At 36.6% G+C, this 12,989-nt stretch carries 11 protein-coding genes and 1 pseudogene; 7 read left to right on the top strand and 5 right to left on the bottom strand.

Annotation, left to right across the window (positions count from 1 at the left end; genetic code table 11):
* Nucleotides 1–37: 37 nt before the first annotated feature.
* The gene (locus ACORJQ_RS00320; RefSeq protein WP_321324986.1) at nucleotides 38–217 is read right to left on the bottom strand and encodes a hypothetical protein; all 180 of its coding nucleotides are present in this window, start codon (nucleotides 215–217) and stop codon (nucleotides 38–40) included.
* A gap of 326 nt (nucleotides 218–543) precedes the next feature.
* Here ACORJQ_RS00320 and ectA point away from each other — a divergent pair, with 326 nt between their 5' ends.
* The 6 genes from ectA to ACORJQ_RS00290 all read left to right on the top strand — a co-directional run bounded on the left by ectA (nucleotide 544) and on the right by ACORJQ_RS00290 (nucleotide 6,842).
* The gene (gene ectA / locus ACORJQ_RS00315) at nucleotides 544–1,113 is read left to right on the top strand and encodes a diaminobutyrate acetyltransferase (RefSeq protein ID WP_321324985.1); all 570 of its coding nucleotides are present in this window, start codon (nucleotides 544–546) and stop codon (nucleotides 1,111–1,113) included.
* 9 nt (nucleotides 1,114–1,122) lie between these two features.
* Nucleotides 1,123–2,397 (top strand): diaminobutyrate--2-oxoglutarate transaminase, encoded by a 1,275-nt coding sequence (gene ectB, locus ACORJQ_RS00310; RefSeq protein ID WP_321324983.1) that lies wholly within the window; start codon nucleotides 1,123–1,125, stop codon nucleotides 2,395–2,397.
* 9 nt (nucleotides 2,398–2,406) lie between these two features.
* The gene (locus ACORJQ_RS00305) at nucleotides 2,407–2,799 is read left to right on the top strand and encodes an ectoine synthase (protein WP_321324981.1); all 393 of its coding nucleotides are present in this window, start codon (nucleotides 2,407–2,409) and stop codon (nucleotides 2,797–2,799) included.
* Nucleotides 2,800–2,986: 187 nt separating this feature from the next.
* Complete coding sequence (locus tag ACORJQ_RS00300; RefSeq protein ID WP_321324979.1) at nucleotides 2,987–4,432, top strand: aspartate kinase; 1,446 nt, start codon at nucleotides 2,987–2,989, stop codon at nucleotides 4,430–4,432.
* Nucleotides 4,420–5,316 (top strand): tetratricopeptide repeat protein, encoded by an 897-nt coding sequence (locus tag ACORJQ_RS00295; protein WP_321324978.1) that lies wholly within the window; start codon nucleotides 4,420–4,422, stop codon nucleotides 5,314–5,316. Before ACORJQ_RS00300 ends, ACORJQ_RS00295 begins: the two co-directional genes overlap by 13 nt.
* Before the next feature lie 47 nt (nucleotides 5,317–5,363).
* Nucleotides 5,364–6,842 carry a sodium/proline symporter gene (locus ACORJQ_RS00290; RefSeq protein WP_321324976.1) on the top strand — a complete coding sequence of 493 codons (1,479 nt, stop codon included), beginning with the start codon at nucleotides 5,364–5,366 and terminating at the stop codon, nucleotides 6,840–6,842.
* Nucleotides 6,843–6,978: 136 nt separating this feature from the next.
* On the opposite strand, the gene ACORJQ_RS00285 is transcribed toward ACORJQ_RS00290, so the two are convergent.
* Nucleotides 6,979–7,404, bottom strand: coding sequence for a rhodanese-like domain-containing protein (locus ACORJQ_RS00285; RefSeq protein WP_321324974.1), 426 nt, complete (start codon nucleotides 7,402–7,404; stop codon nucleotides 6,979–6,981).
* A 406-nt stretch (nucleotides 7,405–7,810) separates the two neighbouring features.
* Between ACORJQ_RS00285 and ACORJQ_RS00280 the strand changes: the two genes are divergently transcribed.
* Nucleotides 7,811–8,395 (top strand): TetR/AcrR family transcriptional regulator, encoded by a 585-nt coding sequence (locus ACORJQ_RS00280; protein ID WP_321324973.1) that lies wholly within the window; start codon nucleotides 7,811–7,813, stop codon nucleotides 8,393–8,395.
* Nucleotides 8,396–8,544: 149 nt separating this feature from the next.
* Here the strand turns inward: ACORJQ_RS00280 and ACORJQ_RS00275 are convergent, their stop codons facing one another.
* From ACORJQ_RS00275 to ACORJQ_RS00265, 3 genes and pseudogenes are all read right to left on the bottom strand, one after another.
* Nucleotides 8,545–9,297: a DUF4395 family protein gene (locus ACORJQ_RS00275; protein WP_321324971.1), complete on the bottom strand. Its 753-nt coding sequence runs from the start codon at nucleotides 9,295–9,297 to the stop codon at nucleotides 8,545–8,547.
* 153 nt (nucleotides 9,298–9,450) lie between these two features.
* A pseudogene (locus ACORJQ_RS00270) lies at nucleotides 9,451–9,627 on the bottom strand (thioredoxin family protein); the annotation flags it as partial.
* Nucleotides 9,628–9,855: 228 nt separating this feature from the next.
* Complete coding sequence (locus ACORJQ_RS00265; RefSeq protein ID WP_321324970.1) at nucleotides 9,856–12,846, bottom strand: HD domain-containing protein; 2,991 nt, start codon at nucleotides 12,844–12,846, stop codon at nucleotides 9,856–9,858.
* Between the last annotated feature and the right edge of the window lie 143 nt (nucleotides 12,847–12,989).

The raw sequence follows: 12,989 nt of genomic DNA, 5'->3' as shown, positions 1-12,989 counted from the left end.
TTCAATTGAAATGTCATTATAGTTAGAGGGCACTTTCTTATTCATTTGCTAAATCTTTTTGACGTTGATAATGACGGTTTATGGTTCTATCTGATAAAGCTAACTTGAAGTTTTGCTCTAGATTTGTTTGAATAATAAGCCAAGTTAATAACCCACAAGGTTTAGTCATCTTTATTTTAGAGATTTCAAATTCAAAAAACAGAGCTTCTAAAAGCATGTTTTTAGACCCTTTTTATCGCTTTAAGCGGTCGTCACTTATCAAAAAAATCCAAAGGAATTATCCTGCGGAATCAATTTCTTATTTTTTGTCTTACATGAGTTTGTCTTACCTGAGATTGTCTCTCATAAGATTGCTTTTTAAAGCAAAGGCTTTGTGCTGTCGTTTTTCTTTTAAGCCTTGATCGTCTTTAAATTCATGATTCTTTTTAAGCCGTAAACCTGTATGGGGTTACCGTTTATTTTCTAGATTTCCAATGTGTTAATTTTTACTATTTTTAACTAAAGCAACGCAAGCAAGCGTTTACTAAATTACCGAGTATTTTTATGGAGTATGACCCCCCAAACTTAAGCAAATCAAACAATCAAACGACGGCATCAGCACTTAATTTTAGAGCCCCTACCTTGCAAGATGGTATGGCTATATACCAGTTAGTAGCAAATTGCCCACCGTTAGATTTAAATTCTAGTTACTTGTATTTTTTGCAATCTAGCCATTTTGCCGACAGTTGTATGTTGGCCGAACTAAATGGTGAGATTGTTGGTTTTGTCTCAGCTTATCGTAGACCTGATGATTTACAAAATCTATTTATTTGGCAAGTCGCTGTATCACCAACTGCACGCGGTAAAGGCTTAGCTAAACGCCTGATTACCGAACTGCTTTACAAGCAAATGCAGTCTAATATTGCACTCACCGCAGTGAGTTGCACCATCGCTCCTAGTAATGCCGCATCGCAAGCATTATTTAAGTCCATTGCTAAGCAATACCGCCTAGATTTAGGTGTTAGAGACTTTATTCTTGCTGAACATTTTGCAGGCCAGGAGCACGAAGCGGAACAAGAATATACCTTGCGAGCACCGCAAGATCTTCCGCTGCACACTTTTTTAAACTTATAGGAGTTAACCATGGCGTTAAGTATTTTTAATCAATATGAATCAGAGGTAAGGGGTTATGTACGCTCTTTTCCAACAGTCTTTGCAAAGTCTAAGATGGCTGAAATCTGGGATGAAGACGGCAAGAGATACATCGACTTTTTTGCTGGAGCGGGTGCACTAAACTACGGACACAATAACCCCGTTGTGAATGATGCAGTTATTAACTACCTGCAAAATGATGGTATTGGTCATGCTTTAGATATGGCCACCGTTGCTAAACGTGATTTTATGGAAACGTTTGTAGAGAACATTCTAAAACCACGTAATTTAGACTACAAACTACAGTTTGTGGGTCCAACGGGTACAAATGCGATTGAAACCGCTTTAAAAATTGCTCGTAAAGTAAAAGGGCGTAAGCAGGTTATGTCCTTTACCAACGGTTTTCATGGTATGTCGATGGGGTCGTTGAGTATTACTGGTAACAGTTATTACCATGATGACAACTATGGTGTGCCTGGCTATACCTATCAAGTACCATTCCACAACTATCTAGGCGACAAGGTCGATACTATGGCGTACCTGCGTAAGATTTTAGATGATGCTTCTTCGGGTACCGAACTTCCAGCAGCAATCGTATTGGAAACAATTCAGGCTGAAGGGGGGATTAACGTTGCTGGTGAAGAGTGGCTACAAAAGTTACGTAAAATCTGTGATGACTTTGATATTTTAATGGTTGTTGATGATATCCAGGTAGGTAATGGTCGTTCTGGTGAGTTCTTTAGTTTTGAACGTGCTGGTATCGTACCTGATATTGTGACGTTATCTAAGTCGATTGGTGCTGGTCACCCGATGTCTTTAGTCTTGATGAAGCCTGAACTTGATAAATGGAGCCCAGGTGAACACTCTGGAACATTCCGTGGAAACAACTTAGCCTTTGTTGCAGTTACGGCTGCACTTAAAGAGTATTGGGCTGATGACCGAATGGTTAAACAAACCAAGGCCAAATCAAAATTGGTTCAAAAACGTATGGAAGAGATTGCTCTGACCTTTCCAAATTTAATTCGTGAAATTCGTGGTCACGGCTTTATTTGGGGTATGGAGTTTAAAAAACCGGAATTGACTTCTGACATTTGTTCAACTGCTTTTAATGACGGTCTTGTTATTGAAACCGCCGGTGCGGATAGTGAAGCGATTAAATTTTTAGGGCCATTGGTTATTACTGAAGAGCTCATTAATGAAGGTTTTGACATTTTGCAAAATGCCATCCGTAAAGTCCTTGAAAAAAATGAAAATAACCAAAAATAGGAGCTCAAAATGATTGTTCGTAATCTCTATGATGACATTATTGGTACCGACGCCGATGTTGACGATAAACAATGGACAAGCCGCCGTCTTTTATTAGCTAAAGATGGGATGGGATTTTCTCTGCATGACACCATTATCAAGCCAAATGAAGATTTACATTTATGGTACAAAAACCATTTAGAAGCGGTTTATTGCATTGAGGGTGAGGGCCAAATTTACGATAAAGCGACCGGTATTACTCACCCTATTAGAGAAGGTACCGTTTACGCACTCAATAATAATGACCAACATATTTTAAGTGCTAATAAGGGCGTGCCAATGCGCATGGTTTGTGTGTTTAACCCCCCAGTAACTGGGCGTGAAACCCATGATGCTGATGGCTCTTATAACTTACCAGAATAAATGAGACCTTTGCACGAGTGTATCTACGTTTAAAAATGAAGAATTTTTCACATTTTTAATTCGCACCTCACTCATGCAAAGATCTTAAGTAAATAAAACCCTATGGCATTTTACCAGGCCTGGTAAAACGCGGGTTTATTTAGAACCACTTCTATTTTGTGTATTTAAATCAAATTAAAAGAGAATCATGACACAAGAAAACAACAGCACATTAAGTGTTGAAAAGATTGGCGGTACTTCCATGAGTGAGTACGCGTCGGTGCGTGACAATATTATTTTATATGCTCAAGATCCTTATCATCGGGTTTTTGTAGTCTCCGCTTATTCAGGGGTTACAGATCTATTATTAGAGCAAAAAAAGACCGGCACTCCTGGGGTGTATGGTCTATTTGCCAATGACGATGTCGATGCTAATTGGCAAGCAGCGTTAGAAAATGTAGCTAACACGCTTAATGAGATTAATGCCACGCTTTTTAACGAGCCTGCACAGTTGGTTGAAGCCAATAAGTTTATTAATCGACGTATTTTAGAAACCGAGCAGCTACTTACCTATTTACAAGATTTATGTAGCCACGGGCATTTTTCATTAGAAAGTCATTTGCTGACAGTACGTGAATTACTGGCCAGTTTGGGTGAAGCACATAGTGCCTATAACCTAACCAGTCTTTTGCAGTCAGAAGGTATTAACGCAAAGTTCATTGATTTGACCGGTTGGCAAGCCAATGAACCTATGGCTTTGGATGACATGATATCTGAGAATCTTAAAGAGATTGATTTTAGCAATACTTTGCCAGTTGTAACGGGTTACAGCCATTGCCAAGAAAACCTTATGCAAACCTATGATCGTGGATACAGTGAAATGACCTTTAGCCGTATTGCGGTGTTACTCAAGGCGAGTGAAGCGGTAATCCATAAAGAATATCACCTGAGTAGTGCTGACCCAAGATTAGTCGGTGAGGAGCAGGTTATTCCTATTGGTAGAACCAATTATGACATTGCTGATCAGCTTGCTAATCTGGGGATGGAGGCGATTCACCCACGAGCGGCAAAAGGACTTAGACAAGCCAATATACCTCTACGTATTAAAAATACCTTTGAGCCAGACCATCAAGGTACCTTAATTACTGAAGAGTATGTGAGTGACTCACCTAAGGTGGAGATTATTGCAGGAATGTCTCGCTTGTTAGCGGTTGAAATCTTTGACCAAGAGATGATGGGTAATCGAGGGGCTTATGAAGAGATTATTCAAGAAATCACTCAGCGTTTGCAATGTGATGTGATTAATAAAGACTTTAATGCCAATACCATCACTTTGTACATTAATGATTCACTCAAAAAAGCGAGCCGTCTATCTAAACAATTACAAAGTCGTTTAGATACCGCATCAATCCAAACCAGTAAAGTTGCGTTGGCTTCTGCAATGGGTAGTGATATGCGAATTAAAGGCTTTTTAGCTTGTGCGGTAGGCACTCTTTACAAACAAGGTATTAATATTGAAGCGATTCATCAAAACACTCGCCAAGTTGAAATGCAGTTTTTTGTAAATGAAAACGACTTTGAGAAAACCATCAAAGCCCTACATACTAATTTAATTGAAACTCAAAGTAAAAAGGGTGCGATATGCGAACATTAATCTTTGCTTTTATCTTGTTGTGGGTGCCAATGGCTCATGCCGTAACAGAGTTAAAGCATGATAGCGAAACCCAAGATGTCAATAAACTCACTAAACCCATGTATAACCCTTTTGTTGAGCGTTATGTTATGGATGAGTTGCGACAGCTAAGAGTAGATATGAATGATCTACAGGTTAATATCACCAAAGAGGTGGTAAATAGAGAGTTATCAGCGGTTAATCAAGCAGTCGGATATGCAACCGATACAGTTACCTATTTTTTCTATTTGATTGCGGGAATCTCATCGGTTCTATTATTAGTAGGTTGGAGCTCTTTGCGGGATGTAAAAGAGCGTGTGCATAATATGGCAGATGCCAAAGTCACTGAAGTGATAGAGACTTACGAAGGCAGATTAAAAGCCTTGGAAGAAGAGCTTAATCGTAAATCAAGAGGCATTACTTCAGCCCAACAACGCTTAAGTCAGCACCAAGATATTCATAGCCTTTGGCTTAAGGCAGGGCAAGAACAAATTTTAAGTAATCGTTTAGCTATTTACGATGAAATCTTAGAGATAGACCCTGAAAATGCCGAAGCGATGACCTATAAAGCAGATCTTTTATTAGAAATGAATGAGCCGCTTTGGGCTATTAATCTGTGTCAGCAAGCCTTAAAGATCGATGCCAATAATAAACACGCTTTTTATCAGCTAGCAGGAGCCTATGCGCTGCTAAATCAGCCAGAAGAAGCACTCGACTATTTACAAAAAGCCATTGAAGATACTGAAGGTTTACTTGAAGAGGTTAAAACAGATCCTATTTTTGCAGGCCTGGTAGATCACCCTGATTTTCAGTCATTAATTAAAACGAAACATTACGAACCTGATGTTCAGCAACCAGGTAAATAATGTGCTTAATTTAACCTTTCAATACTTTGTTAAGTTAGTTGATTAATATGATATTAACTACCTTCATGTTGTTTTTATCGCTGTTTTTTGTGGTCGGTTTATCAAGTTATTGGGCTAGCCGCAAAACAACCAGTGACTACTTGGTGGCTGGCAAAAATATGTCTCCCGCTTTGGTGGGGTTGTCTGCCGTTGCCACCAATAATAGCGGTTTTATGTTTATAGGTATGATTGGTGCAACCTATAGCATGGGGTTATCTTCAATTTGGATAATGGTTGGCTGGATTTTTGGTGATTGGTTAGCTCAAAAGCAAACTGTAAAAGTCATTCAAGAGATAGGCCATCAAAAGAATGTGCATTCCTATAGTGGGTTATTGACACATTGGATTCTCAAAAATGAAAGCCACGTTGATTCACAATCAGCAACCAAACCGCTTGCTAGCTCAAGTTGGGCGGTAAGACGTTTTAGACAAACGGTTGGTGTTTTTACCGTAGTGTTTTTAACTGTCTATGCGGCAGCTCAATTAAAAGCTGGCAGTAAAGCTACCGAAGTTCTATTGGACTGGTCTCCAGAAACAGGCATTATTCTTGCCGCGATTATGATTTTTTTCTACAGTATGGTTGGTGGTTTACGAGCCTCTATTTGGACGGACGTTGCTCAATCAATTGTTATGTTAACGGGCATGGCGTTAATGGTGGTATTTGGTGTGCAAGCGGTGGGTGGACCAGTAGAGTTTTGGAACTCATTGCAAAACGTTTCACCTGCTTATGTTGGCTGGTTTCCTGAAAACCTTGGCATGATTGAAGCAGGGTTATTTGTTTTAGGTTGGATCATTGGTGGCATGGGTGTGTTAGGTCAACCGCATATTGTTATCCGTTTTATGACCTTATCTAATAGCTATACCGCCAAACAGATGCAACATTATTACTATGCCTGGTTTATCACTTTTTATAGTTTGACTATTTTAGCAGGCCTGGTAAGTCGTTTACTGATGCCAGAGCTCAGTAGTTTTGATGCTGAATTAGCTTTACCATCACTGGCTGATCAATTGATGCCTGAGATATTTGTTGGTTTGATTTTAGCGGCTTTGTTTGCCGCCACCATGTCAACAGTTGATTCATTGGTACTTTCTTGTTCAGCCGCCTTAAGTCGCGATTTAACCGTAAAACCAGTTGAGTCTCTATTATTAACCAAATTGGCTACCGCACTTATCTTATTCGCCGCTATGAGCTTGGCCTTAAGTAATAACCAAACCGTATTTAGTTTAGTGTTAGATGCTTGGGGTTGGTTGGGTTCAGCATTTGCACCACTGATCTTGTGGCTTGCTTGGGGGCGACGTATTACTATTGGTTGGGCAATGATAGCGATGTTATTTGGTATGACGGTCTTTGCCGTGTTTGCGTATGGTGGTTTACTGAGCCAGATTTATTCAATTACATTTGGCTTTATTGGCGGTTTTAGCATGTTATTGATTAGCCAATATCTGAGTCAATATATTAGCCAGATAAGAAGCAAATTTACTGCTTGATAATATTTAAAACAATAATATTCAAAAGCAATAACATGCCTAAATAATAAGATTTTGCATTGTGAGAGCTGTAATAAAAAGCTCTCATTAAGTCTAAGCGTTTAACGATTCAATACTAAACGTGTAAATTGAACCATTAAACAATACAAGGTTCTTTCAACATCACTGTCATTTTTTCATCTGATGGTATTACCATGGCAAATCCTTTTCCTTGCCATTGATCCATTCCACCCGTCATATTCATTACATTGGTAAAGCCCATTTCGGCCAATGTTTTTGTAGCTAGTGCCGCTCTTCCTCCAGATTTGCAAACCACCAACCATTGGTCATTACGATGATCACGTAAATCAGGATTTGCTCCTGCGTATTCTAAATCCGCAGCCGGTTCTAAAACACCTCTTGGAATATTAATAGCACCCTCAATGGCCCCAGATAGAAATTCGCCTGGCTCTCTAACATCTAGTACATTGATACCCTGTTCAATTAGTTGTTTACTATCTTCAATGGACACTTCTTTGATTTCTGATCTGGCGTCTTCAATATAATCTAATAATGTTTTCATCTTTTATCCTTATATATTCAATCTTATATATTCAATTTTAGGGATACATTTTCTGAGTAGGTTTTGTCTGAGCAAGTTATAAATGGGTAATCATTAGGGCTCAGTAAATACAAAAATCAAAGTACAGCACACAATAGAACGTGAAACATAATGTACTACATGCACTACACAAAACTGTAAAAGTCCCGCTTTAAATTTATAATGATGTTAACACTTTTTTATTAAATGTAAAGATGGTAGTTTGGGCTGTTAATGTTGCTAAATAGAGATTAGAATAAAAAGATTACAATTAATGGTGGTATTCTATTTTTTAGCTTAAATATTAAATAGTTCACTAATTTTTCAATTGATTTTAAGTCTTTCTCACATCTTGTGCAGAGTGCTCAATTTTAAAAAAAATAACGAAATGACATCAAAAAATACCAAGCAAGAAATTACAGAACTCGCACTAAAGTGTTTTTCCCAATTTGGCTTTAGTAAAACCAATATGTCATTAATCAGTCAATATACTGGTTACTCCAGAGTGACAGTGCATAAATACTTTAAGAATAAAAAAGTATTATTCAGAAATGTAGTGGAGCTTTGTACCAGCAATTCTATTCATGAAGCAGAAAATAGAATTCAAGAAATTCAATTAACTAACCCCTGGGATATGATTGAAGAGTATTTGGTTGCAAGCGGTAAAAAAGTATTTGAAAACGTTGAAGATGACTATGTATTAAAAGATTTACATAATGCGATTGGTGAAACATCTGGAGACATTGTTGAAGCAAAACAAAAAATTATCATTAAATTTATTCAACAAGAATTAGAGCGTGGTATTAAAGACAATCTTATTGTTCTAGATTCAATAAAAACAAACCCTGAAAAACTGGCTTACCTGATAGATTATTGCTATTTGGGGATTATGAGAAACACTCCCGTTCAAGACATTCAAAATCAACTACATCAATTAATTCGTGTTTATCGCATGGCTACTCAAGTTTTATAGCTCAGAAAAGGGTAAATACCACATTTACGTTTAAGTAATCACGGCTAGTTAAAACAATCGTGTTTTGTGAAATGTATTGTTGTGAAGGTTTTTATATTAAGAAGGGTTTTTGTTAAGGGTTCACATGTAAGCTGTGAACCCTTTTTTATTTATGAGTTTTTATCTTTTAAAGATTTTTCCATGGCTTTACGCTCTTCAATCCATGCTTTTTGGTCAAAATCTACATTCATGCAGGTATAACAATGCTCTTTAAATATCCCGATTTTGGCAAGAATCCAATGCATTTTACAGCCTAGACAAAATCCAAAGATAGCTTCTAACCACATCAACCCAAAACAGACCCCAACCAGTAACGGAATAAAATTAGGCATCCAGTTTTCTGTAGTAGGTAAGAGTTCTTCTGAGAACAAAGCATTAACTACGCGTGCCACGGAGTCAGGATGAAAAAACGTTAAACATGAAATAATTAATACTGCTCCAATAATCCAAGCAAAACGTTTGGGTTTTAAAGGTTCCCATTTAGGGCGAATATTTCGGGTTAAAAGGGTCGCAATATGAATGGTTGGAGAAAGGTATGCGGTTCTAACGAACATGCCAGTAATCATTTCAAATAAACCGTAGAACAACACATAGGTAGGAATCGTGTAATCAAACGGGGTTCTAAAAGCCTGAACATTAAAAATAACTCTAAAATCGGTTGTGACATCAAAGGTTTCTTCAGCAAATGTATTTGGGGTAACGGTCCAGGTTGGAGCAAGAACGGTAGTGAATAGAATAATTACCATGTAAATAGGAATAAGAAGCATCAATCCTGCACGCATCTGAACTGCGTATTTATTAATAAATACAACATCTTCTGTTTTATCCCGAAACCAAAGGTTTTTGAAATGATATTTGAGCATGAGTCTTTAATCCTAAGTAATCATATATACAAGTTAACATTTATTATATAAGTGTTAACTTGAGAAGCTAATTAAATTAATTTATAGGAAGTACATTGAATTAGATAGGATTTTTGTTAAAAACTTTCATAATCAAAAAAAATAAATACCTATTTATGATTTCCACTTAATTGAACAGCCAATGCTTGGTATCTGTTCTAAAGGCCCTTGACCCGTTTTAGCTATTTGTTGCATCGCTTCTAATAAATCTCTACGCACACCTGCTGGCGAAGTCTCTTTTCTAGATTCGTCTAAACGTCCACGGTACTGAAGTTTTAAATCGGCGTTATAACTTTTACACAGTAAACAGACCTTTCTATAGACAATACCTAGATACTTTGAAAAGTATGGATTTATGTCACTTTGGTTAATGTCTATAAGTTTTTCTATTTTTAGTACAATTATATACATAATTTTGTCTATACCGTTAGTTGATGAGAAAAACTGCACTTAGCTGGTTTTACTTCCTATTCGGGGTAGATTATAGATAGTCAAGGCATTTGCTTAATGTCACCTTCTTTAACTTGGATTACGCATATCCTTCCATATATTTGAATCCGTCATTAACGTGTCAAAATATTTAATAACTTCTTCGTAAATCTCTTTTATTTGTTGCACAGGTAATTCCTCAGGGAGCTTGTTCTTAACTGCATCGATAAAATCATCAAATCGTTCAAGGTTTAATTTAGGCTTTCTATCTTTAATCAATACAAAAAAAGGTAGCAATATTGATTTTTCTGGGGAGTATGGAATGACGTTTTCAAAATGACCATGAATAACAGTATTTGTCATTACCAATTTTTCAAGATTTTTTATTCCATTAAAGTAATCAAATAAAGGAATAAAAAGCCGGAAACTTTGAAAACTGGTTTTCAAAGAGATTTCGATAAATTTAACCAATTCGTCGTCAGATATTTGTACCTTGCTTTGACTTTCAGAAATTTGGATTAATTCTGCTATGCGAATTAGTCTAGTTTGTTTTGAATTATCGTCTTTGTATTCTACTGTGCTGTAACGAATCCCATTGTTTTCAGAGGTGTCGATCCACTCCTTTAACCAAAGTTCTGTTATAAATAACGATTCACGACTGTTTAACTCATTAAAAAAGAAAACTTTGTTATCATCTAAAGTTTCGTTTGCTTGAATGTGGTCAAGAATCAATTTAACTCCCACCTTCATTGAATTTTTAATTGAGTGGTATTCAGTATTCCCTTCATAGGTTCCTTCAAATGCAGTCCAATCGGACTTATATTTATTGGAAATGTGGATCCAATCTGGATCTATGTCTATGTCATCCTTCCACATATGGCAGATTGCAGAGACGCGAGCTTTTATGTGAGGCTTTGAAGAAATCATGCTTCCATTTTGCTTGATCCAATAACCCAAATTCTTTTTGACCACAGAATTTATATTTTGCTTTCCTAGTTCTGTTAAATCATTTCTACTAATGGTTACCCAATCACTTGCTTTCCCTGAATATAAGTCCAATTCAATGGCAAAAAAATCATATACAGAGTTAAATTTTTCTATATTCTGCCCTCTATAAGAGAGGCTACTTCTGTATCGAATATCTCGTTCATTTTCTAAATAGAGCTTTGAGAAGCTATTGGTTGCTTGTATAAAATTTTTTGATTTATTGTGGGTAGGTAATTCAGTTTGATATTTTGTTGAATTGTAGTTTATATCTATACGAATGAGGCTTCCTTGAGAAAAATCAGAGGCTTCATCCACAAGAGATATAATCTTGGCTGGTAATTCTTGCTCTAAAAACCAATCATTTTCTGAATATGCCTTTTCAACAAGTGAACCATACCTATAAGAGATGTTCTTTGGCGTTTTGTCTACCTCTATTTCAAAGGTTAATTCAGTGCCCAGTTTTTTGATATGTTTTGTATTTGAAATTAGCTCAATCGTTGCTAACCCTTGTAATACACCATTTGGGTTGTTAACTTCAATTTTTAACTGGTCATTATCGTAACTGCTTTGTGTTAGGATTTTCACTTTATCCGTCCACATAAAAACACTTTGAAAACCTATTCCAAAAGTACCAGATGGTCTCAACCACTCGGGCATGTCATTAATGATTTTTTGTCTAGCCTTGTTTGATGAGGAGCCACCAACCTGTAATACAAATTTTAAGTCTTCTGAGCTAATTCCTATGCCTTGATCTTTTATCGTTACAGACCAAATAACCTTCGACTTGTCTTCTGCTTCTCGTTCTCGATTAAAGCTGATTTCAATCGGAAATCGTTCAAAATAACTTGGTGAGTCTTCGTCTGGATAATCCTTTATTTTGTTGTCGTCGAAGGCTTTATTCTCTAACCATGAGCGAATAAGAGTTGCATCTACAGAGTTCTGTAATAACTCACGAATTGTGTCATTTTGATTATAAAAATTCTGACCTTTTAATAAACGCATCACCCCATTAGAGTTTAGAGAGAACTCAGGTCTTTTTCCTTCAGATAAGATTAATTTTTTATCCTGAATTTCTACTTTAATTTTTCCAATAGTGGGTAGTAATCCAAACTCTGGTGAGGGTGTTATGTCCCTCCACTGCGACATTTGTTGCTGAATTTCTTTTTTTATCCAATCAAACCATTTCCACTGTTCTAAATATCCGCTTTCTGTTTCAGTCATAGCGGTGATTTCAATACGTTCAGGGTCAATTCTTAAATGCTTGATGCTGCTGTGCTTATCTTCATGGGCTTTTGTTAAGGATGGTCGATTATTTCCTACTAGTCTTTGCATTACTGGACAAAAGCGGTTGTCATCAATATCAAGAAGATCACCCAAACGAAGTAAACATGCTATAAATCTTGGATGACAATCATCGTTAGAAATTCCTGCTTCTTTGTAGTCTAACTCAGCAAGTAACGTTTCAAATGATTCCCCATGGATTCTGCAAATTTTTCCAAGAAGCTTAAAAAGTCTATTTGGAATCAATTCGGTTCGTGGAGAGTTGAGATTTAACTCAGAGATAGGATTGTTGACAGTTTTTTCAGATTTATTTGCATGAGGTCGTCTGTACCATTCAGCCATAAGAAAACGAAGTTTATTAATCGCGTCTAAAGGGTCTTTGGCTCCAATAAATGCTTTTGAAAGATCTTGAGAATTAAAGAAGTGAGCAAACTGACTCAATTCATTACTTGTATCATTGGCAACTTCACGGATATATTCTTTAAAATCTGGATTTTCATGAATATCTTCATCCATTGTTGAATAGGCAATTATCATCCCTGTATCGTGCCAATAAGCTGCTTCTAAAAGAAGCCAAGTATCAGTTGCACTTAGTTGAGAGATTCTATTCGGACCAAGTATTCGTTCAATATTTATCAAAATTTGATCACTGTGTGATTGATCATGTAGGCTGAAATGAGGAAATAGTTGACCAACATTTTGTAATGCTTTAGGAACTAATTTTTTATCAAAATCCCATTGACTTAATAAAATGCTAAGTTGTTCTTGCTCAGTGGCTTTATTCTTGAGATGTTTTTGCAATGCGTCAGACATACCTTAATTCCTCAATATTTCCTTTATTTATCCCGACAATTATCAATTAATTTTGTTTTTAGAGTTTCTCAGATTTATTGTCAAGATTGGCTACCTATTATGCACGGTTGCGAATTAATGTTTGAGTTCTCTGGAGAGAAGTT

This window comes from Thiomicrorhabdus sp. (assembly GCF_963662555.1).
Lineage (GTDB): Bacteria > Pseudomonadota > Gammaproteobacteria > Thiomicrospirales > Thiomicrospiraceae > Thiomicrorhabdus.
The sequence above is the reverse complement of the archived record's forward strand: the minus strand, read 5'-3'. Positions and strand labels throughout refer to the sequence as shown.